This is a genomic window from Lysinibacillus sp. CD3-6 (genome assembly GCF_006351725.2).
Classification (GTDB): domain Bacteria; phylum Bacillota; class Bacilli; order Bacillales_A; family Planococcaceae; genus Lysinibacillus.
The window spans coordinates 2,478,891-2,504,196 of the sequence record NZ_CP085880.1 but is presented as its reverse complement, the minus strand read 5'-3'; the positions used below and the strand labels follow the sequence as shown (position 1 = coordinate 2,504,196).

Annotated in this window: 19 protein-coding genes and 1 riboswitch; of the genes, 17 read left to right on the top strand and 2 right to left on the bottom strand. The window is 36.0% G+C overall.

From position 1 onward, the window contains the following. Positions 1-547 precede the first annotated feature (547 nt). The 7 genes from FH508_RS12080 (at position 548) to FH508_RS12050 (ending at position 8,904) form a co-directional block, all read left to right on the top strand. A complete protein-coding gene (locus FH508_RS12080) occupies positions 548-1,288 on the top strand; it encodes an N-acetylmuramoyl-L-alanine amidase (RefSeq protein WP_172771561.1) in 741 nt (246 codons plus the stop codon). Positions 1,289-1,654: 366 nt separating this feature from the next. Further along, positions 1,655-3,169, top strand: coding sequence for a lmo1851 family serine protease (locus tag FH508_RS12075; RefSeq protein ID WP_172771560.1), 1,515 nt, complete (start codon positions 1,655-1,657; stop codon positions 3,167-3,169). A gap of 68 nt (positions 3,170-3,237) precedes the next feature. Next, a complete protein-coding gene (locus FH508_RS12070) occupies positions 3,238-4,140 on the top strand; it encodes a CobW family GTP-binding protein (protein ID WP_172771559.1) in 903 nt (300 codons plus the stop codon). 378 nt (positions 4,141-4,518) lie between these two features. Continuing rightward, positions 4,519-5,205 (top strand): CAP domain-containing protein, encoded by a 687-nt coding sequence (locus FH508_RS12065; protein WP_172771558.1) that lies wholly within the window; start codon positions 4,519-4,521, stop codon positions 5,203-5,205. A 170-nt stretch (positions 5,206-5,375) separates the two neighbouring features. Continuing rightward, the gene (locus FH508_RS12060; RefSeq protein ID WP_172771557.1) at positions 5,376-6,809 is read left to right on the top strand and encodes a spore germination protein; all 1,434 of its coding nucleotides are present in this window, start codon (positions 5,376-5,378) and stop codon (positions 6,807-6,809) included. Next, the gene (locus FH508_RS12055) at positions 6,806-7,843 is read left to right on the top strand and encodes a GerAB/ArcD/ProY family transporter (RefSeq protein WP_172771556.1); all 1,038 of its coding nucleotides are present in this window, start codon (positions 6,806-6,808) and stop codon (positions 7,841-7,843) included. The genes FH508_RS12060 and FH508_RS12055 overlap by 4 nt, the downstream gene beginning before the upstream one ends. Beyond that, a complete protein-coding gene (locus FH508_RS12050) occupies positions 7,825-8,904 on the top strand; it encodes a Ger(x)C family spore germination protein (RefSeq protein WP_172771555.1) in 1,080 nt (359 codons plus the stop codon). The genes FH508_RS12055 and FH508_RS12050 overlap by 19 nt, the downstream gene beginning before the upstream one ends. Positions 8,905-8,973: 69 nt before the next feature. Here the strand turns inward: FH508_RS12050 and FH508_RS12045 are convergent, their stop codons facing one another. After that, the gene (locus tag FH508_RS12045) at positions 8,974-10,323 is read right to left on the bottom strand and encodes an MATE family efflux transporter (RefSeq protein WP_172771554.1); all 1,350 of its coding nucleotides are present in this window, start codon (positions 10,321-10,323) and stop codon (positions 8,974-8,976) included. A gap of 175 nt (positions 10,324-10,498) precedes the next feature. On the opposite strand from FH508_RS12045, the gene FH508_RS12040 reads away from it, so the two are divergent. Further along, positions 10,499-11,575: an undecaprenyldiphospho-muramoylpentapeptide beta-N-acetylglucosaminyltransferase gene (locus FH508_RS12040; protein ID WP_172771553.1), complete on the top strand. Its 1,077-nt coding sequence runs from the start codon at positions 10,499-10,501 to the stop codon at positions 11,573-11,575. Positions 11,576-11,628: 53 nt separating this feature from the next. Here the strand turns inward: FH508_RS12040 and FH508_RS12035 are convergent, their stop codons facing one another. Next, on the bottom strand, positions 11,629-12,177 hold the full coding sequence (locus FH508_RS12035; RefSeq protein WP_172771552.1) for a GNAT family N-acetyltransferase: 549 nt from the start codon (positions 12,175-12,177) through the stop codon (positions 11,629-11,631). Between the two features lie 550 nt (positions 12,178-12,727). Here FH508_RS12035 and FH508_RS12030 point away from each other — a divergent pair. The 9 genes from FH508_RS12030 (at position 12,728) to FH508_RS11990 (ending at position 25,288) form a co-directional block, all read left to right on the top strand. Then, complete coding sequence (locus tag FH508_RS12030) at positions 12,728-14,755, top strand: diguanylate cyclase domain-containing protein (protein WP_172771551.1); 2,028 nt, start codon at positions 12,728-12,730, stop codon at positions 14,753-14,755. A 110-nt stretch (positions 14,756-14,865) separates the two neighbouring features. Continuing rightward, positions 14,866-15,543, top strand: coding sequence for a response regulator transcription factor (locus FH508_RS12025; protein WP_172771948.1), 678 nt, complete (start codon positions 14,866-14,868; stop codon positions 15,541-15,543). Continuing rightward, on the top strand, positions 15,540-16,925 hold the full coding sequence (locus FH508_RS12020; protein ID WP_172771550.1) for a sensor histidine kinase: 1,386 nt from the start codon (positions 15,540-15,542) through the stop codon (positions 16,923-16,925). Before FH508_RS12025 ends, FH508_RS12020 begins: the two co-directional genes overlap by 4 nt. A gap of 232 nt (positions 16,926-17,157) precedes the next feature. Further along, positions 17,158-19,980: a 2-oxoglutarate dehydrogenase E1 component gene (locus tag FH508_RS12015; protein WP_172771549.1), complete on the top strand. Its 2,823-nt coding sequence runs from the start codon at positions 17,158-17,160 to the stop codon at positions 19,978-19,980. A gap of 96 nt (positions 19,981-20,076) precedes the next feature. Next, entirely contained in the window at positions 20,077-21,321 is a 1,245-nt protein-coding gene (gene odhB, locus FH508_RS12010) for a 2-oxoglutarate dehydrogenase complex dihydrolipoyllysine-residue succinyltransferase (RefSeq protein ID WP_172771548.1), read from the top strand. A gap of 348 nt (positions 21,322-21,669) precedes the next feature. Then, positions 21,670-21,855: riboswitch (Lysine riboswitch) on the top strand. 119 nt (positions 21,856-21,974) lie between these two features. After that, entirely contained in the window at positions 21,975-22,826 is an 852-nt protein-coding gene (locus tag FH508_RS12005) for a transporter substrate-binding domain-containing protein (RefSeq protein WP_172771547.1), read from the top strand. 278 nt (positions 22,827-23,104) lie between these two features. Then, positions 23,105-23,830, top strand: coding sequence for an amino acid ABC transporter permease (locus FH508_RS12000; RefSeq protein WP_172771546.1), 726 nt, complete (start codon positions 23,105-23,107; stop codon positions 23,828-23,830). A gap of 13 nt (positions 23,831-23,843) precedes the next feature. Further along, entirely contained in the window at positions 23,844-24,575 is a 732-nt protein-coding gene (locus tag FH508_RS11995) for an amino acid ABC transporter ATP-binding protein (RefSeq protein ID WP_217270077.1), read from the top strand. A 515-nt stretch (positions 24,576-25,090) separates the two neighbouring features. Then, the gene (locus FH508_RS11990) at positions 25,091-25,288 is read left to right on the top strand and encodes a DUF6501 family protein (protein ID WP_172771545.1); all 198 of its coding nucleotides are present in this window, start codon (positions 25,091-25,093) and stop codon (positions 25,286-25,288) included. The last annotated feature ends 18 nt before the right edge of the window (positions 25,289-25,306 follow it).

Genomic DNA, 25,306 nt, shown 5'->3' with positions numbered 1-25,306 from the left:
TTTAACGTAGAAATTGAATGAGCATCATTTTCTCTCCTTGCCAAATTGATAGAATTTCTACGTTGTCCTCTCCCGATACATCTAGTTGAAGTTAAGTAAGTAGTTGTATTAAAAAAGAGGCTTTTTGAGTAGCCACGCAATTTTTTATTCCCACAAAGCAAGTTCATATTTAAATTGGCGATTTTGTGTAGAAAGGGTATATCATGTAAAAAAAGAGGTCAGAGAAACATAAACGATTTGGAAATTCTAAAAGGGTACTGTAGGAAATAAAACGTAGTGAGTAAATAGAGCAGAAAGAATTTCGCTCAATTAGTCTATGCAATAGTATTATGAGTTTTTTACGTAATAGAGTGTATATAAAAACACAAATGAATTTTGCATTACAACATACTATAAGAATAACTTGGATGCACAAGTGACGAGACAAAGATCAGTTAGTTGAACACTATTGCTCGTTATGTAGACCGATTACAGTTTAAGTAGTCGGTTTTCTAATGAAAAACAAAAGGAAATTGAAACGCCATTTAATTAGGAAGGGGGTAATTGCGTGGTATCAATAAGACAAAAATTAGTACCTGCAAACCAAGCTGCCAAAATTACAAATGGGAAAAACAATGCAAAAAAATATATCGTTGTCCATGAAACAGATAATACAAGCGTAGGAGCGGATGCGGATGCGCATGCTCGTCTACAATTTAATGGTAATAGTCGTGCGGCAAGTTGGCACTGGCAAGTAGATGATCATGAGGCAGTACAATCTTTTGAACACTATTGGGAATGCTGGGGAGCGGGAACTTATATAGGAAATACGCAAGGAATTCAGGTTGAAATATGTGTTAATAGTGATGGCGATTTTAATAAAGCTGTCGAAAATGCAGCAGCTTTAATAGCAAAAATAATGAAAGATGAACATATTTCAATCCAAAATGTCGTGCAGCATCATTATTTTAGTGGCAAAAACTGTCCAAGAAATATACGTGCAGGGAAAGTTTCCTGGACTAATTTTTTGAAAATGATTACAACTATTGAAACGCCACAGCCCGAAAAACCACCAACCGAATCAATGAAATACCGTATTATTACTGGAACATATAGCACACGAAATGCCGCCGTCAGCGTAGTAGATGTAATGAAGAAACGTTTTGGCTGGGTTGCTTATATTGAGCAGGATGGTGCGCAATATCGTGTAAAAACAGGTACCTTCACAGGGTTAACTGCTGCCAAAAGTGCAGAAATAAAAATAAAAACGGCTAAATTAGCACAAGTAACATATATTGTGGAAGCGTAATCAGTATAATACAAAATCTATGAGTATTTTAGTTGACTGCAAATAGGAAATGAGTAAAATAGAAAAGCAGTACTATTATATTCCATAAACTTAGCAGCTAAGAGCATTCACGTGCCTCAGTAAGGTATCTGAGGCACTTTTTATTTATAAATTGTAAAATAGGTAGTATTTTAAAGACACTATGCTATTTATAGAAAATGGTCTAGGAAAAAGTACCTTATTAATGTGCAATTTTATGAAGTTAATAGAGGGACAAGGGTTGTCATGAAATTTTGACACGCTTTTTCTTTTCGTCTTCTCTATAACCTGTTAAGATGGTAATAGTGTGACAACAAGTTAGTGTATATGAGAGTGGTGACAATCAAGATGGATGAACAGAAAAAAGATGGTTTAGAACAACAAGAGCAAACACAGCAAGTAGAGGTAAAACCAGCGGGACAATTTATTCAGATGAAACCGTTTAAATTTATTATGCTGATGTTCTTTACAATCTTAATTACCGCAGGCTTAACAATTTTTGCGTTAACATTCGGTGAAAAGAAAGTAGTAGAAGTAAAAGTTCCGATAGAACGTGCGGAATTTACAAAATTATACGAAGCATTTGATATGCTAAAAGACAAATACTACAAAGATATTGATGATGAAAAAGTAGTGGATGGTGCTATTAACGGCATGTTTGATGCATTAGAAGATCCGTATTCTGATTTCATGGTGAAAGATGAAGCAGAACAGTTTAACTCTGGATTATCTTCAAGCTTCCAGGGAATCGGCGCTGAAATTCAAGAACGTAATGGTTTCATTACTGTTGTGTCACCTATTAAAAATTCACCTGCTGAAAAAGCAGGACTATTACCAAAAGATATAATTTTAACTGTTGACGGCAAAAGTATTCAAGGATTTAGCGCTTCTGAAGCAGTTGCTCTAATCCGTGGTGAAAAGGGTACACCTGTTAAACTAACAGTGAAACGTGGAGAAAATGCTGAGCCAATTCAAATGACGATTGTACGGGACGATATTCCTGTTGAAACGGTTTATGGTGAGATGCTAGATGGAAATATTGCACATATTCAAATCACATCGTTTAGTGAACAAACAGCAGCAGAGCTAGAAAAAATACTTGCTGAATACGAAGGAAAAGGCATGAAAGGGATTGTCCTTGATTTACGCCAAAATCCTGGTGGTTATTTAAATGCAGCAGTAGAAATTTCGAATTTATTTGTGCCAGAAGGCAAGGCGATTGTACAAGTGCAACAAAAAGACGAAGAGCCTGAAATTACAAATGCTGCATCAGGGAAAAAATACAATTTACCTGTCACTGTATTAGTTGATAATGGAAGTGCTTCAGCATCAGAAATTTTAGCTGCCGCTTTAAAAGAGTCGGTTGGTGCGAAAATTGTTGGAGAAACTTCTTTCGGTAAAGGGACAGTCCAAAATGTTACACCATTAAAAGATGGTTCTAATTTAAAATTCACTACTGGTAAATGGTTAACACCAAACGGTAACTGGATTAATGAAAAAGGTATTGAACCAGATGTAAAAGTAGCTTATCCTGCTTATGCTTCTTTACCAATTATCGATCCAACAATTGAAATGAAAGATGGCATGCAATCAGACTCCATAAAAGTGGCTGAAGAAATGCTAGAGGTGCTAGGATATGAGCCTGGTAAAGCCGACGGTATTTTTGATAAGTATACAGAACAAGCAGTGAAAAAACTGCAAGCTGATAATAAACTTGAAGAATCAGGCATTTTGACGAATGAAACTACTTACGCATTAATGGATGCATTACGTGCAAAAATGAAATCAGATGACCCTCAACTTTTAAAAGCAAAAGAACTTATTTCTGATGCAAAAGAACAAACTGAGAAAAAAACAAACTAACACTGTAGCTGTCGCAGAAGTCGTCTCGTACGGCCAATGCGATGGCTTTTTTTATAGGAGGAATATTTGTGAAGGACGTATACTTATTTAGTGGTTTTCTAGGAAGCGGCAAGACTTCTATGCTGACAGACGTAATTCGACAACTAAAAGAAAAGGGGTTAAAGCCAGCTGTTATTATGAATGAGCTTGGAAAGCTTCCTTTTGACTCACAAGCAGTGGAGGAGGATGTTCCTCTAAAAGAGATGCTAGAAGGCTGTATTTGTTGTTCAGGTGCCGAAAAAACAGAGGCTCAAATACAATCTCTACTATTAGATAGTGAATTTGATGTCCTTATTATCGAAACTACTGGAGCTGCTCATCCTGTAGAAGCATTGGATGCCGTCTATTCTCCCATTTTCGCCGAGCAGTTAAATGTTAAAGGGATTGTTACGGTTGCAGACTCGAAGCTATGGTTAAATCGTGAGACACTTACGCCACAAGTTCGTACGTTGTTTATGGAACAAATTCGCCACGCACATTTATTACTGGCGAACAAAACGGATTTACTAAGTGAAGCGGAGCAAGCCAAGGTAGTTTATGAGCTACAAGGTTTTAATCCACATGCTTTTATATTGCAAACTACAAATGGACGTGTGCCATTACATTTACTTGAAAGCTTAAAGGCTACAGCACAAACTGATAAACAAAATATTACGACAGCAACGATTTCATCAATGCATTTAGGCTCCCGTTTAGTGGAATTCGACGGTGTTCACTTTACACAGGAGCAATTTGAGGATTGGGTACGGACATTACCAGATACGGTTTATCGGATGAAAGGATATGTTCCAATCGAAGGTATTAAAAATCCAATGCTGTTTCAATATGCCTATGGAATGGTGCAATGGCTTCCAGAATACATTAAAATGCCAGCAAAACTTGTTTTAATAGGTGAAAATATTGGAAGTGTCAATGTTATTGGTATGGATTAGATTAAGCTAATAATAGGTTTTATGAGTATTTCTGCGTGTGTTCTTACTAGAAAGCGACAAGCTTTCTAGCAGGAGCGGGCAGATTTTTTAAATTTTATTCGGGTGTTATAAAATTATAGTAATTCTTTAAAGGCCTGCTACTGTCATAAAATGACCTTTTTAATAAAACTCAAAGTCTATAAATAGCTTCATTTTAAGTATTGTCAACCCTATATAAAACGTAAGTATTTCATAGCATGGTGAAACTTGCTAAAATTTATAACAAAAAAACCCCTGTTTCACGGAAACTACTTTTCTATTGGAGAAGCTAGCAGATGTTGGGAAGATTTTTAATAGAATCGTACTTTACGATAGGTTGCAGAGAGGAGAGATTGCAAAATGAAAAAAACACTTACTGCAATTTGTGCAACATTTCTTTTAGCAGCTCCAATTCAGTTGGCTTCTGCTGCTTCTAATACTACAGAGGGGAACTCAGCAAATCAAACAACAAACTGTAAAGTTTACTATAATAATAATTGGTCAAATCACAAGTGGGTTATAACTAAACCACATACGACAACACCATCTAAAGATACTCAAACTAATACTAATCAACAAAATAATCAACAAACAAATCAACAAAATCAACAAAATAATACAACAACGACACCACCGACTACTTCTACACCGACGACAACTACTTCGGATGTGAATGCTTTTGAACAAGAGGTAGTAAAATTAACGAATGCTGAGCGTACTAAAGCTGGTTTAAAAGCATTACAAACAGATGATAAATTAATGGCTGCTGCTCGAGAAAAATCTCAAGATATGCAATCAAAACAATATTTCTCACATACTAGTCCAACTTTTGGTTCACCATTTGATCGTATGAAAGCTTTAGGTATTACTTATAAGAGTGCAGGTGAAAATATCGCTCAAGGTCAACGTACACCACAAGAGGTAGTACAAGCTTGGATGGATTCACCAGGACACCGTGCGAATATTTTAAATGCGAATTACACGCATATTGGTGTTGGTTATGTGAAGTCTGGTAACTACTGGACTCAACAGTTTATTCAAAAATAATAAGTTGAATGTTTCATAGAAACAATACAAAAATAATTAGGATGTCCAATAAGTCTGAGACTTATTTGGGCGTCTTTTTATTTTGCACAGGAAAGAAAACGGGACATTCGTGACATAGCCGTTTGAGAAAAGCCTTTTTTGCCTATACTTCCAAGTATAGGAGGCGTTTTATGGATAAAGTGGAATTAATGATGAAAAGCCTACAAAAAGCATTTAATCATTCATCTGATTTTACAGTGAGACAAGTAGATTGGCGAGAAGGAACGTCTGCTATTTTATGCTTTTATACCTCGCTCGTAGATGCAAAAGAAGTGCAAAGAGTACTCGATACGATTTATGCTCGGTTAGATACAAACAAGCCCTTTTGGAGTGAAACGTTAATCACTACACTTGAGCCATTTTCTCTACCACTAGCGATTGAGCACATTTGTAATGGAGAAACACTAATCGTAATACCTGAAACTGGTGAAATGCTTTCTCTTACTGTTGTGAACCAAGTACAACGAAACCCTGACGAGCCAAATAATGAGCATGTTCTTCGTGGTTCACATGAGGGGCTTGTCGAGAGCCTCGAAACAAATCTGGCATTATTACGGAAACGAATTCATAATCCAGCGCTAGTAGTTAAATCTTTTTCAATCGGTAAAGAGACAAATACGAAAGCGTATTACTTATATATAGATGGGGTCATAAAGCCTGAAACTTTGGATGAGATTGAAAAACGGATTGACGCCATTAATATTGATTATTTTTATAGTGTTGGTCAATTAAGTGATGAGTTAGAGGATTCTGTTTGGTCACCTTTTCCTCAATTGCTAAATACGGAGAGACCTGATCGCGTGATGGCTAATTTAGTAGAAGGTAAAGTTGTATTGTTAACGAATATTTCCCCGACAGCCTTAATAGCACCTGTAACATTTTTTTCTTTTTATCAATCGCCTGATGATTATAATGGTCGAGTGTTAGTTGGTTCCTTTTATCGGATAGTTCGGTTGGTGTCATTTATTGCAGCTGTTTTCTTACCAGCCTTTTATATTGCTATTATCAGTTTTCACTTTGAAGTGCTTCCTTTAGAGTTGAGTAATCAAGTAAAGAATGATGTAAATGAAATACCGTATCGACCGTTAATAGAGGCACTTATTTTAGAGATTATTATGGAACTCATTCGAGAATCCAGTATACGATTGCCACAATCAGTAGGTCAGACGATAGGCATCGTTGGAGGATTAGTAATAGGGGATGCGATTGTAAGTGCTGGCTTAGTCTCAAATTTAATGGTAATAGTGGTCGCTTTAACCGCAATTTCAAGCTATGTCGTGCCTTCGGTAGAGCTAAATACATCAATTCGTATGCTTCGATTTCCATTTATGCTGCTCGCCTCTTTATTTGGATTTTTCGGTATTGTCATTGGCGTTGTTGTCCTATTGATTCATTTAATTAATTTAAGTTCATTAAAACAACCATACTTTGCACCAATTGTGCCATTTCAGCCAAAGGAAATATACAAAGTTTTTGTACGAGGACCGTATTTTAAACCAACTGTCCAAGTCACAACTTTTAGTCCACCGAAAGATAACAGTGTAAAGAATGGTGATACACCTTGAATTTTTCCCTATCTAAAGGACAATTTTTTTTACTATTATTTTTTATTGAAACAGGGTTTATTTATATATCCTTTCAAACACCTTTAATAAGCGAAAGTGAAAATATGGCATGGGTGCTCTTCATCGTTGCAGCAATATGGCATTATTTTTTATTAATATTTTTCGAACGTTATTATAAATATTTTTATTTAAATACATTTTTTCAATGGGTATATAAAATTTACTGGTTTCTAATGATCGCGTCATTTATAGCCTATATGGAGTTTGTATTAGCATCATGGGTTTTACCTCAAACACCCGAATGGATTGTTATCTTTTTTATAGTAGCACTATCGTTATATGCTAATTTAAGTCGACCAGAAACAGTTATTAATATCGGTGTTATGCTTATTCCACTCGTATTTATTTTTATTATTTTTTTAATGCTAGCGGTACCAGATCTCACTTGGACAAACTTGTTTCCGCTTGATTTTACTAATAAAAAACAAATCATTCAGGGCTTTATTCATGGTGCATTTGCATTTATGGGCGCAGAAATGTTTTTAATATTTCGCCCCTTTTTACAAAGGGAGTTAACATTGAAGGGCAAGCCGATATTCCTATATCAGCTTGTAATTTTTGTATTTTATTTTATCTCAGTGCTTTTTTCACTCATGTTTTTTACTATCGAGGAAATCAAACTAGTACCAGAGCCGATCATTTATATTTTAAAATCACAAGAAGTGACTTTTGTGAAGCGACTTGATATTTTCTTTGTGTATATTTGGTTATCTTGGTCAATCGTTACTGTAATGATTGTAAATTTCACCTTTAGAATCATTCATTTTGTAAAAGAAAGAAAACGACCTAAGTTACAAATTATGATTTATCATGTGTTGCTAGCGATAGTCCCACTTTTTTTGGTGAAATTTAGAGTGATTGAATTGATGAAAAGTTCTTTCCATTATATATTTTTAATTTTTACCTTTCTATTGCCTATACTCATTATTTTTTGGAATAAATGGAGGGGGAAAGAGTGTATCGAAAAGGGATAATACTACTGTTGATTGTATTCCTTGCTGGTTGTTGGGATGAGCGTTTATATAAAAACTCGTCAGTTGTGTCACTCGTTGGAGTTGAAGGGAAAGTAGGGGAATATAAAGGATATTACGCCTACCCTAAGTTAATTGATAATAAAAGTAAAATAATGGTGATAGAAGCAGAAGGTATTTCTCCACGTGATATCCGAAATAAAGCTGACATGAAAGTGGAACAAACATTAGATTTGTCTGAACTAGCGACACTACTTATTTCAAGTGATACTGTAAAGGAACCTCTTTATGACATTTTAGATATTTATTTTCGTGATCCTCAAAATCCAATATCTATTAAAGTTGCGTTGACGGAAGGGGATGTAAAGCCTTTTATTGAGTTAACTAAGGAAGTAACAGACAATGCAGGAGGGTACTATCAGCGCTTTATTGAAAGTACTGAAAAAAATACAATATACCCCAAACTTGATTTACAAATGATTGGCTCGACGCTGTTTGATGATGCAATCGATATTTCAATTCCCTATATAAAAATGAATAAAGAAAAAAATATAGCAGATGCAGCTGGGGTTGCATTGTTTTCTGGCCAGTTATTTACTGGGAAAATATTAAATCCTAAACAATCATTAAGTATGCTTTTATTAATGGATGAAGCAAGTCAACATGCACGAATTGAATATATGATGAATTTAAATGATAAGGACATACCCGTCACTTCAGAGGTCATTCATTTAAAGAGAAAGTGGACTATCTACGAAGACATGAAAAAAATAACGATGGACTATAAAATCGATTTAGAAATTGATGAGTTTTCACAAGATCATTTGTATAAGAAGGACATATTAAAAACGCTAGAGGAAAATTTTCAACAAAGAATTCAAGCTGACTTTGAGGAAGTGCTTCAAATACTTCAAGAACAGAAGTCAGATACGTTAGGGATAGGGCGATACATTCGTGCCTATCACCCAAAAATGTTTAAGGATGACTGGCACGAGCAATTTGCTTCACTAACATTAGAACCGAAAGTGAAAGTTTCGATTATTCGTACTGGCATTCTCCGATAGTAATGGTTTTAGTCTTTAAATACAGAAAACAACGCAAAAATGCCCATATTCAACATTTTTGCGTTGTTTTTATCGTAAAACGAATCTTTTTTGTACGAGCAGTAAGCGAATTAATAGTGTAATTGCACCAGCAGATAGACCAGCTACAAGTCCAAGCCAATAACCAACTGGCCCGAAATCGGTATAGTTAGCTAGTAAATATCCTGTAGGCAATCCGATAATCCAATAGGAAATAATCGCCATAATGAATGTGATAGTTACATCCTTGTATCCTCTTAAAGCGCCTTGCACTGGAGCCTGAATAGAATCTGACAGTTGGAAAATGGCAGCATACACTAAAAATTGTTGCGCATATTTTAATACTAACTGATCCGTTGAATACATTGTTGCGATTTGTTCGCGTAGTAAGTACAGAATACAAGCTGAAAAAAAGCTAAATACAATGGCTGTCCCGACACATAAATAACTATAAATTTTTGCATCACGGAGTCGACCCGCACCAATTTCAAAACCTACTAATATCGTAACACCCATTGAAATACTTAGGGGAACCATGTATAACAACGATGTAAAGTTTATAGCAATTTGATGTGCTGCTATGATTTCTGTACTAAAGCTACTCATCATCATCGTTACGGCAGAAAATATACTTGTTTCCGCGAATAGGGAAATGCCAATTGGTACACCAATAACTAATATCTCTTTCCAGCTTAACCATTCCAGCTTTGGCCATTCTCGGAATATATTAAAGTGTTCAAAAGGCACTCGTTTCGCAATGATCCAAACGGTGATAAAGAACATTAACCAGTAGGTAATAGCTGTAGCGACACCTGCGCCCACACCGCCAAGCTCTGGCGCACCAAACTTGCCGAAAATGAATATATAATTTAGTAAAATGTTAATAGGTGTTGCTAGTAGCGTAATAATCATTGTTACCCGTGTTTGACCTAACGCATCGATAAAGCAACGTAGGACAAAAAATAAAAAAAGTGGAATAAGTCCAACGCACATAGCGTGAATATAGGATTTGGCAATGTTATGTACTGCTTCTTCTAGTTGCATATTTCCAAGTATCCAATCAAGTCCGACAAATAATAAAATAAATATTAAGGCAGAAAGGACAAGGGCAACATATAAGCCTTGCTGAACAGCCTTTTTCGCAGCATGTTCTTTTTTAGCTCCAACTAGCTGGGACACGATCGGTGTTATCGCTAATAAAATGCCAGAAAGTCCCGTATAAATGGGCATCCAAATGGACGAACCTATCGAAACCCCAGCTAAATCGGCTGTTCCGTAGCGGCTAGACATTAAAATGTCGAAAAATGAAATAAGATAAATTGCTACTTGGGTGACTAAAATTGGCAAAATGATTTTTAAAATTAAAGCATACTTCTGTTTTAACGTTGTAGTTTTATCCATAATGAGTAACTTCCTTTATAAGCATAATGAATTAGTATAGCATAGAGTAGACAAAATATGACTGAAAAATTAAAAGCTTCATCTATATCTTTTCTTTCGCATATAGTAAAATAAAAGACTGTAAACAAAAAGTAGCGTTTGGCTACAATGGCTTTTAAGGAATAGGAGAATTTACGTGAAACAACTAACAATCATTTTAACCGGTGGTGGGACAGCAGGCCATGTATCACTTAACCAAGCGATATTACCTTCTTTACTTGAACTAGGTTATGATGTCCACTATATTGGTTCAGAGCAAGGTATTGAAAAAGAATTAATCGGCGAGGCATTTCCTAAAGTCCCTTTTTATGGGATAGCAAGTGGGAAGTTGCGTCGTTATTTCTCTATGAAAAACTTTACAGATCCATTTAAAGTGCTTGCTGGTATTATGCAAGCGTTTAGTATTATAAAAAAAGTGAAGCCAGATGTCATCTTTTCAAAAGGTGGATTTGTCTCTGTCCCTGTTGTGATGGCAGCGAAATTGGCTGGCGTACCCGTTGTTATACATGAATCAGATGTAACGCCTGGCTTGGCAAATAAAATTGCCCTTCCATTTGCATCTCATATCTTCACTATTTTTGAAGAAACGCTACAGCATTTACCAAAGGAAAAGGCAACATGTACTGGTTCTATTATTCGCGAAGAATTATTTAACGGTAACAAAGCAAAGGGTCTTTCTTTTTGTGGTTTTACAGCAGCTAAACCTGTTCTTTTAGTTATGGGAGGAAGCCTTGGCTCAGTTGTATTAAATGATGCATTACGCCAAAATCTCCCTGAACTATTGCAAACGTTCCAAGTTATTCATTTATGTGGAAAAGGGAATAAAGATGAAAGCTTGGAGGCAATGCCTGGCTACAAACAATATGACTATGTAACAACTGAATTACCTGATTTACTGCATGCAGCAGATTTTGTCGTTACGCGTGCAGGGTCAAACTCTATTTTTGAATTTTTAGCACTTCATAAACCAATGTTATTAATCCCTCTTTCTGCACAAAAAAGTCGTGGCGATCAAATTTTAAATGCGAACTTATTTAAAAAACAAGGATATGCTGAAGTATTACAAGAAGAAGAATTAACAAAGGAATCGTTTATGAAATCGGTCTATACATTAACAGAGCGAAAAGTGGAAATGATTGCGACGATGGAAAAAACACAAAAACCGAAAACGCCAGATGAAATGGCGAAGTTAATATTACAATATAAAAAATAAAAGCAATGTGTACTGTTTATCCTAACAGTACACATTGCTTTTTATTGTTACTATTACATTGCTTGTTCTTCGCCCTCTTGTGTTTGATTGGCAGTTGTCAGATAGAACAAATCGCGAGGGATTTTATATAAATCAAATTGTGCCTCTCCTCTATTAACTTGTGCTAATAATGTAGGGTGACTATCATTTGCACATACTACATAAGGTAACTTTAATGCGGCACGTTGTGATTTTAAATTTTCAACTCGAATACGAAGGAAAACCGTATTGAAATTATAATCAAAAAATAATTCATTCAAAAAAAGCATTTTTGCCTTTTGGTTATAACCTTGCCCTTGATAAGGGAGTCCTATCCACGTTCCGAGGAAGCCTGCACCGTCCTCAACATCATGAATGCTAATGGTGCCGATTGGTTGCCCCCAATCGTCGGTAATTGTCCTTGAGATAGCGAGCCCTCTCGCTTCTTCTTCGATTAGTTGCTTGGTCATAAACCAGTATTCATCCGCCGATTTGGCTTTTTGACGGACGAAGGGAAAAACAGATGGATGCGATAATAGCTCATAAAGCTCTGTACATTCATGTAGGTCTCGATGTTTAAGCATACGAAACGCCTCCTTTACAAGGGTAGTTAAAACAATTCCGTTAAAGCATAAAGAATAAAACTAAAATTCGTACTGGAATTAAAAACCCAAAGAACTAGACGTTATAACTATGATATCCATAATCTCCCGCTGTCTTACTGATTTTGCGACCATACCGAAAAATGGCTAGTTTTATTGATATAATATAACAAGTCTACTGCTTCGTGCAATCAAATTGCTCTTTTAAACAAAAAATAAGTTTAATTGTCAGTTAATTCAGAATAATAGAAGGGGAGTATCATTTTCTTTCTTATGTTATATATGGATAAAAAGTCTTTTATAGTCTTATTTTACATCAAAATGGCGAAATTGGCATTACATTAGTATTGTTTTCCCGTTATTTAAGTAAAATATCATCAAATTTTTCCTCAAAAAGGATAGAATCTTTCTTAATTCAAGAAAGTTAAACGATTCTAAATATGATATAATATTAGTGTAATTTTTATGTTATAAATATATCCCATTTATAACGAATTTATATATATGTGACTTTATAATGGAGAGTGACATTATGGAATATCTTTTAAGCGAAAAGCTTTTCAATCAACTTTTTATTGGAGAAGATTTCGTCTATTTAATGAAAAAAGTAGGAGACGATTATCAATATGTTCGCTTAAATCAGGCTGCCCAAGTTCTGGTATCTGCAAGTGCCATTGGGAGAATGCTGTCTGCTGTTACTTCTCGTCGGAATTTTGTCATTATTCAAGAAAATTATCACCGAGCTATTGAACAGCATCAACAAATCGATTATGTGGATTATGCCTATGTTAAATCTGAAGTTCGAAAATATGAGACCTCTGTCAGACCTATTAAAGACGGGGAAGATTACTATATTTTAGCTATAACAAAAGAAATATTATATGACAGAAGTATTGAAGATAAATTTTTATTTATGCGATCGATGTTTGATCATGCTTTTTTTTCAACAGTTATCTTATCTGAAGAAGGTGCTATATATGAAGTAAATTCAAGCTTCATAGAAGATTTTAATTTAGATAATGATATGGTGAAACATCAGCCGTTCATTAATTTACCTATTATCCCTCAAGAAGAAATTGAAAAAATACAAAACTATTTACAAAGGGCTGCGATGGGCGAAAATATTGGTGAAAAGCTTATTAAGCTTCATACATTGGATAAAAAGGAGCGCATGTATTTAGTATCGTTGTCACCTGTAATGCAAGGTGATAACTCCTTTGCTATTTTTCTTATCATGCAAGATTTCACACAATTTACTGAGCAAAAGGCGGCGTTACGCTCAAAAACCCACGGTCTCGAAGTGTTTAAGGCCGCCTTGAATTTTGCAACTTCTATAGCTATTTTGGATAATGAAGGCACGATTATAGAAGTAAATGATTTATTTTTAAATGCTTCTGGATTTACAGCTGAAGAGCTAATTGGGCAACCTTACAATCTTATCGAGCCACGTAATAATAAAAAAGGAGTTTTTCAAACGATTAACGAGTCCCTTGTTCTGGGGGAGGTATGGCGAGGGGAGCTGTGCTATCGCACCAAATATCATGCAGACTATTGGGTAGAGGCAGCCATTGTGCCATTGAAAAATGAATTTGGCAAAGTGGAACAATATTTATCCATTAACTATGATATTACGGACAAGAAAAGAATGTTAACGGAATTAAAAAATATTGAGCGTACTTTCCGATTAATTACAGAAAATACAAATGATTTAATTGTTATTATCAATGAGGATGGCATTATTATTTATGCCTCACCGTCCTATAGGATGTATTTAGGGTATGAGATTGTTGAATTACAGGGACAGTTTTACAATAGTATAATTGACGAGCAAAGTAAGCCTGCCTGGCAAGCATTTTTAAATGATTTTACAGCGAAGTCGGATACACAGTTTGAGCTTTTACTAAAGTCAAAAGATGGTACCCCAGTGTGGACCGAAGGAAATGTGACGGTCGTTCATGATACAGAACGTGCAACGATTTCCCAAATAATTATGGTTTCACGTGAAATTACTCATCGAAAAGAACGAGAAAATGATTTACTCTATTTAGCCTATCACGATAGTCTAACACAGCTACCAAATCGAAGGTTTTTATTGAAAGAATTCCCGAAGATACTGTCAGATGCACAAGCAAAAGACACTTGTATCGCCATGCTGTATATCGATGGAGATGATTTTAAAGATGTGAATGATCGATATGGGCATGATATGGGGGATGATTTTATCCGCAATTTCGGTAATGTGCTTATATCATCTGTACGTAGTCATGATTTAGTGATCCGAATGGGCGGAGATGAGTTTATCATTATTTTAACGGGGTTAACCCGAAACCAAGAAGAGAGACAAGTCCAGATAATGCACATTATAAACCGTATCCGCAATGAATTGAAAAATGGCTGGACTATAGAACAGTATTTTTTTGCACCTACTGCATCTATTGGGATTGCTTACTATCCTGATCATGCAATAACTCTTGAGTCGCTTATGGATTTAGCAGACCAAGCTTTATATAAAGCGAAGGAATGCGGAAAAAATAATTTATTTATTACGGGACCACTTTAATAAAAGTCTGTACAAACGAGTATTTACTTGTGGTACAGGCTTTTTAATTGATGTTATGCTAGGACTATGATAGAAAGGATGTCTATATTTTGAAATTAGAAGGTGATCAGATGCCTAAAAAAATACTTTTAGTAGAAGATGAGAAGCATATTGCCCGTTTTGTAGAATTAGAGTTACAACATGAAGGCTATAATGTAACTGTTGCCTTTGATGGGCGAGAAGGGCTAACAATTGCCACAACAGAAAATTATGATGTGCTATTACTAGACGTAATGCTACCTAGTATTAATGGAATTGAAATTTGCCGTAGAATACGTACGCAATCCCAAGTACCCATTATATTACTGACTGCTAGAGACGCAGTAATGGATAGAGTTGCTGGTTTAGATGCTGGGGCTGATGATTACATAGTGAAGCCATTTGCCATTGAAGAATTACTTGCACGCATACGAACTATTTTACGTCGTGTAGAGCCGAACGAAAAAATAGGAGGAGATACACTGCAATTCCGAGATATTGAAATTGACATTGATGCATATGAGGTATTAGTGCAAGGAAAAAAACTTGATCTGACAAAAACAGAATATGATTTATTGAAGCTATTAATAGAACATAAAAATCGTGTTTGTACTCGTGAGCTTATTCTAACTTCTGTTTGGGGATATGATGCTGATATTGAGACCAATGTCGTTGATGTATATATACGCCATTTACGGACAAAACTACCTGGTGATTCGAATGCTTATATCGAAACTGTTCGTGGAGTAGGGTATGTGATGCGCGAATGATCAAAATAAAAGAATATTTCACTAATCTATCATTACAAAGAAAATGGATGCTAACATCTAGTGCGGTTATTTTTATTAGCTATGCGATTATTTGTATAGTCGTTTATGTATCATTGCATACTTGGCTTTTAAATGATGAAGGAAGTAAAGTGAAACGAACAAAAGATGATGTTGTTTCATTTTTAGAGTCCCAAGGGCCAAACATTTCAGTACAACAACTACAGCAAAATACTGGTTTATTAAAATCAATTGTTGACCGTGATCAAACTGTAAGACTTTTTAATAATGATGGAATTGAAATTTTACGTATTAATAATGCCTCACAAGCTGCACCACTTACGCCAATGGGTTCCATTGTACAAATGACCATTGATAAAAAAGACGCATATGTCGTAAATGAACCGTTACAGCTTGGTTTTTTTCAGGTATATATACAGGTGATACATCCGTTAACACGTTTTGAATCATTAATGCGTTATTTGTTAACTGCTATGCTTATTGCAGGTGTTGGTGCACTATTACTTTCAGGTTCCATTGGTTATTATTTAGCAAACTATTTAACAAAGCCCCTTCATGCATTACGTGCATCAATGAAAACAGTAATGGATCAAGGTTTTAATGAACCAATTCAGCTATCCTATACATCACATGATGAAATTGGTGATTTGTTGAAAATGTATAATGCGATGATGAATGAACTGCAAATATCGTTTGCACAACAGCAACAATTTGTCGCAGATGCTTCGCATGAATTAAGGACACCGATTCAAGCGATAGAGGGGCATCTTTCATTGTTAAAACGTTGGGGTAAAGATGATCCAGCTATTCTTGAAGAGTCTATCGAGACGTCATTAACAGAAATTACACGTATGCGGAAAATGATTGAAGAGTTACTGGAGCTTGCCAGACGGGAAGAAAAAGATGAGATGAGTGAAGCGAATCCGATATATGTAATTGACAGTGTAATAGCAGAAATGGAGTTATTACATCCGACAGCCAAAATAACTTTGTCGAAAATTGGTGAAATAGGTCCAGTTTTTATAACATCCAATGCACTTAGTCAGATCGTTCGCAATATAGTTGAAAATGCAATTCGTTATTGTGAAAAAGTTCCAGAGGTGAATATTTCCCTTTTAACTTTAGATGATAAACTGCAAATTCAAATCGCAGATAACGGCATTGGTATAGCTGAACAAAATCTCCCGTATATTTTTGATCGTTTTTATCGGGTTGATGAGGCGAGAAATCGCCAAATTGGCGGTACTGGCTTAGGGCTTAGCATCTCAAAAATGTTACTTGAAAAATACAATGCATCAGTAGAAGTCAAGAGTGAAGAAAATGTTGGAACCGTTTTCTTGTTGAGGATGCCGCTAAAATATTAAGGAAAATGCGCGGTTTATTTAAGATTTTTAGCCTTCGGGAAAAAAATTGCTTAATTTGCTAAAAAGTGTTGTATTTTTTGTGAAGAGTAGTAAGATTGAGATGGAAAAAACGTTCTTTAAAATATGGATAATTTGTGTCGAACGTCCTTTAAAAGAACGGGATAATATTATATAATTAATTGTAATTTAATTAATGGAACTGCCGATAGGCAAAATTTGGAGGTCATTTTTCATGTCGAACAACGTTACAACTGTAAGTTCTCCATGGTCAGCTTTCTCTGGTCCTAACTTAGGATATGTGATGGAGCAATACGACTTATTCTTACAGTCTCCTGAAGAAGTAGAACCGGAGTTAGTATCATTATTCCAACAATTTGGTGCACCAGTAGAAGTAGAAGGTGATGTAGCTGTAGTAAGTGGTTCAGCAGCTCCTGCTGGCGATTATAAAAAGGTATTGGCAGCTGTAAAATTAGCTGATGTAATTCGTACTCAAGGGCATTTAGCAGCAGATATTTATCCTTTAAAAAATCGTGCACTTCAAACAGCACAAATTGAAGAAAGTGCTTTCAACTTAAGTCCTGCGGATTTAGCAGAAATACCTGCTGCTATCTTCTTCAAAGATGTGCCAGCGGGCGTGAAAAATGGTAAGGATGCAATAGACTTTTTAAAATCTGTATATACAGATAAAGTAGCATTTGAATACGGTCATGTTGTAGCAACTGAAGAACGTGAATGGATTCAAGCTCAAGTTGAATCTGGTTCTTTAAAACAAGCTCTAACTTCAGATGAGAAAAAAGCGCTTTTAGATCGTTTAACACGTGTTGAAAACTTTGAAAAATTCATTCACAAAACATTTGTTGGTCAAAAACGTTTCTCTGGTGAAGGATTAGATACTCAAATCGTCCTTTTTGATGAAATTTTAAAAACAGTAGAAGCAAATAATGTTGAAAATGTTCGTATAGGAATGGCTCACCGTGGTCGTCTAAATGTCCTAACACATATTTTAAATAAACCATATGACATGATGTTCTCAGACTTTGCACATGTTTCGAACGATTTATTTATGCCAGAACATGGCCGACTAGAAATTACAAAAGGTTGGACTGGCGATGTGAAATACCACATGGGTGCTTCATACACTCGTGAATCAGGTATGAACGTAAAACTAGCTTATAACCCTTCTCACTTAGAAGTTGGAAATCCAGTTGTATTAGGTGCTACTCGTGCAACACAGGATGATACATCTAAACCAGGGCAAGCTGTCCACAATCCCGCTAAAGGCCTAGGTATTCTTGTGCATGGTGATGCAGCTTTCCCAGGTCAAGGTATTGTAACGGAAGTATTAAACTATTCGAAAACAGAAGGTTTCTCAACAGGTGGAACAATTCATATCATTGCAAATAATATGATTGGATTCACTACGGAGCTTCAAGACTCTCGTTCTTCTGTCTATTCATCTGACCCAGCTAAAGGTTATGAAGTACCTGTTGTTCATGTGAACGCAGACAGCCCAGAAGCGGTATCTCAAGTAGGTCGTTTTGCAGCAAGCTACCGTCAAAAATTCGGTAAAGATATTGTGGTTGACTTAATTGGTTACCGTCGACATGGTCATAATGAAACAGATGACCCAACTGTAACAAATCCAGAAACGTACAAACTTGTAGCAAAACATGAGACTATTCGTGCATTATATGGTGCACAGTTAGTAGCAGAAGGATTAGTTACTGCTGAAGAGGTTGCGGCACTTGATTCAGCTATTTATGCGGAAATGCAAGTTGCTTACGATCACGTAAAAGAAATGGCAGAAAAAGATGAACACAAACATGTAGAAATGCCAGAAGAATTAAAAATTAACTTCCCACAAATCGATACAGCAGTAGGTGCTGAACGTTTAGATACGATTAATGAAGAACTATTAGTATTTGAACAAAACTTCGAGCCACAAAAGAAATTAGGCAAAATTTTAGAAAAACGTCGTGATGCATTTGCGTCTGCAAAAATTGATTGGGGCCATGCTGAAACATTAGCATATGCTACAATTATCCAAGATGGTACACCTGTGCGATTTACTGGTCAAGATGCTCAACGTGGTACATTCTCACAACGTCATTTAGTATTACATGACAAAAATAACGGTAACGTATTTACACCACTTCACCACATTTCTGGTGCAAGCGCTTCATTTACGGTACACAATTCACCATTAACAGAAGCTGGGGTTGTTGGGTTTGAATACGGTTACAATTTAGAAAAAGGCAACGTACTTTCAGTATGGGAAGCACAATTTGGTGACTTTGCGAATATGGCTCAAGTGATGTTTGATAACTTCATTTCAGGGGCACGTTCTAAATGGGGCCAAAAATCAGGCTTAGTTATTCTTTTACCTCACGGGTATGAAGGCCAAGGTCCTGAACACTCTTCAAGCCGTATGGAGCGTTACTTACAAATGTCTGCTGAAAATAACTGGTTTGTGGCAAACTGCTCAAATGCAGGAAACTACTACCACCTATTACGTCGTCAAGCAGCAATGTTAGAAACAGAAGGTGTGCGTCCATTAGTTGTTGTATCACCAAAATCATTACTTCGTCATCCATTAGCTGCAGCAAATGCTGAACAATTAGCAAATGGCGCATTCCAAGAAGTAATCGAACAACCAGGTTTAGGCTCAAAAACTAAATCTGTTGAACGAATTGTATTAGGTACTGGTAAAGTAATGATTGACTTAGCAGACCGCGTGAAAGATGGAGAAGGCTTCGATCACTTACACATTGTTCGTGTAGAGCAACTTTACCCATTCCCAACGACGCAAGTTGCTGATATTATTGCTAAGTATCCAAATGTTAAAGAAATTGTATGGGTACAAGAAGAACCTAAAAACCAAGGTACTTGGAATTACGCATTGGAAACATTATATGAACTATCTGAAGGTAAAAAGCTTCGTTATGTAGGTCGTCCTGCAATGAGCTCAACTTCAGAAGGTGATGCAGATTCTCATAAAGCAGCTCAATCAGCTCTAATTGAAGAAGCAGTTGCTGAAACGGTAAAAGTAAACTAAACATATCATTATTACTGGAAGCTGGGCTACGTGCCTATGGCGGTAGCCCTTTATGTGCATGAAACGCATGCACGTTAATCAAAGGAGGAAATGAAAGTGGCTGAAATTAAAGTCCCTGAATTAGCAGAATCGATTACAGAAGGTAGTATTGCACAGTGGGTTAAAAAAGTGGGCGACCGCGTGGAAAAAGGTGAATTCATCGTTGAACTTGAAACAGATAAAGTAAATGCTGAAATCATTTCTGAAGAAGCTGGGGTGTTAACACAAATTTTAGCTGAAGAAGGCGATACTGTTCTTGTAGGCCAAGTAATCGCAGTTGTAGAAGCGGGCGAAGGTGCGGCACCTGCACCAGCAGCAACACCAGTTGCAGAAGCTCCAACACCAGCGGCTGCTCAAGCTGTAGCTGCACCAACACCAGCAGCAGCACCTGTTGTGGAAGAAACTTCTGGCGAACGTGTAATCGCATCTCCTGCAGCACGTAAACTTGCTCGTGAAAAAGGAATCGATCTTGCAGCTGTATCCCCAGTTGATCCACAAGGTCGTGTACGTGTACAAGATGTTGCAGCTCATGGTACAGCACCTGTAGCAGCACCTCAAGCTAAACCAGCTGCAGCGCCACAAGCAGCAGTAGCTGTAGATAATTCACGTGTAACAGTTGAAAAAATGAGCCGTCGTCGTCAAACAATTGCTAAACGTCTATTAGAAGTTAAGCAATCGACTGCTATGCTTACAACATTCAATGAAGTTGATATGACTAATGTTATGGCATTACGTTCTCGTAAAAAAGATCAATTCTTTGAGTCTACAGGCTCTAAACTTGGTTTCATGTCATTCTTCACAAAAGCTGTTGTTGCAGCACTTAAAAAATACCCTTATGTGAATGCTCAAATCGTTGGCGATGAAATTCACTTAAATAACTTCTTTGATATTGGTGTAGCTGTATCAACTGAAGAAGGTTTAGTAGTACCAGTTGTTCGTGATGCAGACCGTAAAAACTTCGCTGAAATTGAGGATTCAATTGCTGACCTAGCTAAAAAAGCACGCGATAAAAAATTAGGTTTAGCTGATCTTCAAGGCGGTTCATTCACAATTACAAATGGCGGTGTATTCGGTTCATTAATGTCAACACCTATTATGAACGGTACACAAGCGGCTATTTTAGGAATGCACTCAATTAAAAAACGCCCAGTAGAAGTAAATGGTGAAGTAGAAATTCGCCCAATGATGTACTTAGCATTATCTTATGACCACCGTATTATCGATGGTAAAGATTCTGTAGGCTTCCTTAAAACTGTTAAAGAGTTACTTGAAAATCCAGAAGATTTATTATTAAATTCTTAATTCCATAAATGACATGCGAAAACCCTACAAAATGAACTGTTTTGTAGGGTTTTTTGTAGTCCGTTTAATTTAAGATGTACTTTCGAAAAAAATACTTCAAGGTCTAAAGGGCCTTTGTTGAACTTAAAAATAGATTCTTATGGTTTATAATTATTGTTTTTAATAATAAAAATTTGTGAAATAATGCCAAACGTTTTTAATGATATTCTACTTAATTTATGGATTTAAGAAGGATTATAGGCTAATTTTGTCATTAGTCAGAAAAATGATAAAACTATCTTGACGAATATGCTAGCTTTATAGTAATATCTATATAACAATTAAATAAACAAACCTCACTTTTGTTTTTCGTGAGGTAGAGGCGCGGTATTTATTAGTCCATTGCTGAGTTAAAGCAAGCGAAGACGTAATGGAGAAGGAAATATCGCCGAAGTATAAAAGGAGCTCGTACTTTTATGCTGGGTCTGCAGTGAATAAGTGCAGGACTGTCCTAGTAAATATAATTCCAGTTTACTAGGTTGTGCTATCTCGGAAACATGGAAATTATAGTGAGGATTTGGGCAACTGTTAATAAAAGGTAAGACCTAAGTTCAGAACTTAGGTCTTTTTTTGTACAGTTGCTTTATTTTTTTTACAGAAAAGGGGAGTTTTAGATGAAAAGAAAATGGTTGTTATTTATGTTAACAGCAATGACAGCAATCCTGTTAGCGGCTTGTGGTACTAGTGACAAGGATGAAAAAGCAACAGGAGATGGTGCAAAGGATGAAAGCGGTGGAGAATTCCGCATTGGGATGGAAGCAGGTTATCCACCATTTAACTGGACACAGCAAGATGATTCTAACGGCGCAGTAAAAATTGCTGATAATGCAGAGTTTGCAGGCGGCTATGATGTACAAATGGCGAAAAAAATCGCTGATGGTTTAGGCAAAAAACTAGTCGTTGTAAAAATGGAATGGGATGGTTTAGTACCTGCGCTTCAATCCAAAAAAATTGATGCAATTGTAGCAGGGATGTCTCCAACAGAAGAACGTAAACAAACAATTGATTTCACTGAAAACTACTATACTTCTGATTTCGTAATGGTTATTAAAAAAGGTAGCAAGTATGAAAATGCCAAATCAATTCAAGATTTCTCAGGTGCAAAAGTTACATCTCAGCTAAATACATCGAACTATAATGTTATCGATCAAATTAAAGGTGTAGAAAAGCAAACAGCGATGGAAAACTTCTCTGCAATGCGTGTAGCTTTAGAAGCTGGCAAAATTGATGGCTATGTAGCTGAACGTCCAGAAGGTATTTCAGCAGCAGCAGCTAATGATAAATTTACATTTGTATCATTTGAAGAAGGATTTGATACAGATATTTCTAATACTTCTATTGCAGTAGGTTTACGTAAAGGTGACGCGAGTCTAGAGAAAATCAATGAAATTTTAAAAGGTATTTCAGAAGATGATCGCCAAAACATTATGGAAGAAGCTATTTTGCAACAACCAGCAGCACAGTAATATCACTGGAGCTGTCCTAATCGAAAAAATAGTATACTGAGCTGTCTTCTCGTATGCTATTTTTTCATATTCAAGCAGTGTTTTACTTCAAAAGTTTAAGTGACTTTGGGACAGTCTCTATTATAAATTAGTTGATTCAGAGAGAAAGTCAAACTGAATAATGCATGTCTAAGAAGTGTGTCACATAATTTGAATAAAGCTTATTCATTCAAATGAAAAGATGATTTCGCTAAGGCATAATTGATATCAAGCAACAACACGTTGTTAGGAGGAACATCATGAGTTTAGAATGGATTATTTCTATTATAGAAAACAACTGGCAAATGTTTTTACGAGGAGCGTATTATACGTTACTCATTTCAACAATCAGTACAATTATTGGTGCATTCATCGGATTTTTTATTGGGATTATGCATACCATTCCAGTTCGAAAAAAAAGTATAAAACATATTTTATTAAAATGTATTAATTTTATACTGACATGCTATGTTGAATTTTTCCGTGGTACACCAATGATTGTACAAGCAATGGTCGTATATTACGGACTAGATATTGCCTTTGGCATCGATATGCACTTTATTACTGCTGGTATTTTAGTCGTTTCATTGAATACGGGTGCGTATATGGCTGAAATCGTACGTGGTGGGATTGTCTCAATCGATAAAGGACAATACGAGGCTGCTTCTGCGATTGGCATGGGGCATGTGCAAATTATGATGCATGTTGTATTACCGCAAGTTGCACGTAACATTTTACCTGCAACAGGTAACCAATTAATTATGAATATTAAAGATACTGCTGTTTTAAGTGTAATTGGTGTAACAGAATTATTCTTCCAAACAAAATCGATTTCGGGTAATAACTTCCGTTATTTCGAATCTTTCTTTGTCGCATGTGTGCTTTACTTCATCATGACATTTACGGCTTCAAGAATTTTGCTATATGTAGAAAAACGTCTTGATGGACCTGATGCTTATCAAAAAGAACTGAAAGAAATTGACTAGGGGGAACGAACAAATGGCAATCATTCAAATAGATCATTTAAGTAAATCATTTGGTCGTAACCAAGTATTAAAAGATGTGAATTTTAAAGTAGAAAAGGGAGAGGTTGTATGTTTAATCGGTTCATCAGGATCAGGTAAATCAACCCTTCTGCGTTGCATCAATTTACTTGAAACACCAAATGGCGGAGAAATTATTTATAAAGGGGAAAATATTTTACACGAAAAGCATAACATTCAAGCTTATCGGACGCATCTGGGAATGGTTTTCCAACAGTTTAATTTGTTTAATAATCACAATGTGTTAAAAAATTGTACTGTAGGACAGGTTAAAGTGTTAAAACGTTCGAAAGAAGAAGCTGAGAAGACTGCTTTGAAATATCTTAAAATAGTTGGGATGGACCAATATGTTAATGCAAAGCCAAGACAGCTTTCGGGTGGTCAAAAGCAACGGGTGGCAATTGCTCGAGCACTATCTATGAATCCTGATGTGATGTTATTTGATGAACCTACCTCTGCTCTAGATCCAGAAATGGTTGGGGAAGTGTTAAAAGTAATGCGTGAGTTAGCCAATGCAGGAAATACGATGCTGATTGTTACGCATGAAATGGAGTTTGCTAAAGAAGTTGCAGACCGAGTTGTATTTATGGATAAAGGCGTAATTGTTGAAGAAGGGCCACCATCCAAGGTGTTAGTAAGCCCAGAACACGAACGTACAAAAGAATTTTTAAAACGAACATTGAAGTAATTTCAACGGAGGTTTATCTTCAGTCATTTTTGTTCAACTACCGTTGATTTCCATTATGTGCGATGCTTTCCGCTGGCACAATCTTCGCTAACATAAGGTCGGTTGTGTCTTACGTATCAACTAGATATGATGGTAGAGAAACGCCCTGTTTAATTACTAATAAACAGAGGATAAAAATTGCAATGGGCATCAAGTATAAACTGCTTTATTACGTTATGTAGACAAAAATAAGTGAGTCCATCTAAATGGACTCACTTATTTTCTAGAATTCCATTCTGCAAATAAAATAAAGCAAATGGCAAATGCGACTGCGATGATAAAGAACCATTGCGGAACACCACCGAAACTCATAACAACACCTCGAGTATAGATTTTAATAAGTTGAAATAGGTAAACAATTCTTTATTAAGGACAAAATATAGCCTTCTATAGTTTTTTCTCCACAAAACAACCAAAATCGTATAAAATAAACAATAGATGTTAGCTTATGGCTAGTAAAGAGAGGTAGAGAATTTATGTTACATTTAAAATGGAAAGATGCACCAACGATTCGTACGGTTACTTGCAAACATACGAACGCATCAAAATATTTAGTATCAAACGTATTAACAGTTGGGAAAGAATACGAAGTGAAAAATGAAACGGAAGAGTTCGTTTTCATTATTGATAACACTGGTAATATTGGCGGTTACTATAAAGAGTATTTCGCATAATAGGATAAAGGGGTGTCT

Bases quoted from the DNA above. Each gene is read 5' to 3' on its own strand.
- FH508_RS12020 (WP_172771550.1), top strand. From the start codon at position 15,540: ATGATCAAAATAAAAGAATATTTCACTAATCTATCATTACAAAGAAAA.
- FH508_RS12005 (WP_172771547.1), top strand. From the start codon at position 21,975: ATGAAAAGAAAATGGTTGTTATTTATGTTAACAGCAATGACAGCAATC.
- FH508_RS12030 (WP_172771551.1), top strand. From the start codon at position 12,728: ATGGAATATCTTTTAAGCGAAAAGCTTTTCAATCAACTTTTTATTGGA.
- FH508_RS12025 (WP_172771948.1), top strand. From the start codon at position 14,866: ATGCCTAAAAAAATACTTTTAGTAGAAGATGAGAAGCATATTGCCCGT.
- FH508_RS12000 (WP_172771546.1), top strand. From the start codon at position 23,105: ATGAGTTTAGAATGGATTATTTCTATTATAGAAAACAACTGGCAAATG.
- FH508_RS12045 (WP_172771554.1), bottom strand. From the start codon at position 10,323: ATGGATAAAACTACAACGTTAAAACAGAAGTATGCTTTAATTTTAAAA.
- FH508_RS12065 (WP_172771558.1), top strand. From the start codon at position 4,519: ATGAAAAAAACACTTACTGCAATTTGTGCAACATTTCTTTTAGCAGCT.
- FH508_RS12035 (WP_172771552.1), bottom strand. From the start codon at position 12,177: ATGCTTAAACATCGAGACCTACATGAATGTACAGAGCTTTATGAGCTA.
- FH508_RS12015 (WP_172771549.1), top strand. From the start codon at position 17,158: ATGTCGAACAACGTTACAACTGTAAGTTCTCCATGGTCAGCTTTCTCT.
- FH508_RS12060 (WP_172771557.1), top strand. From the start codon at position 5,376: ATGGATAAAGTGGAATTAATGATGAAAAGCCTACAAAAAGCATTTAAT.
- FH508_RS11990 (WP_172771545.1), top strand. From the start codon at position 25,091: ATGTTACATTTAAAATGGAAAGATGCACCAACGATTCGTACGGTTACT.
- FH508_RS11995 (WP_217270077.1), top strand. From the start codon at position 23,844: ATGGCAATCATTCAAATAGATCATTTAAGTAAATCATTTGGTCGTAAC.
- FH508_RS12075 (WP_172771560.1), top strand. From the start codon at position 1,655: ATGGATGAACAGAAAAAAGATGGTTTAGAACAACAAGAGCAAACACAG.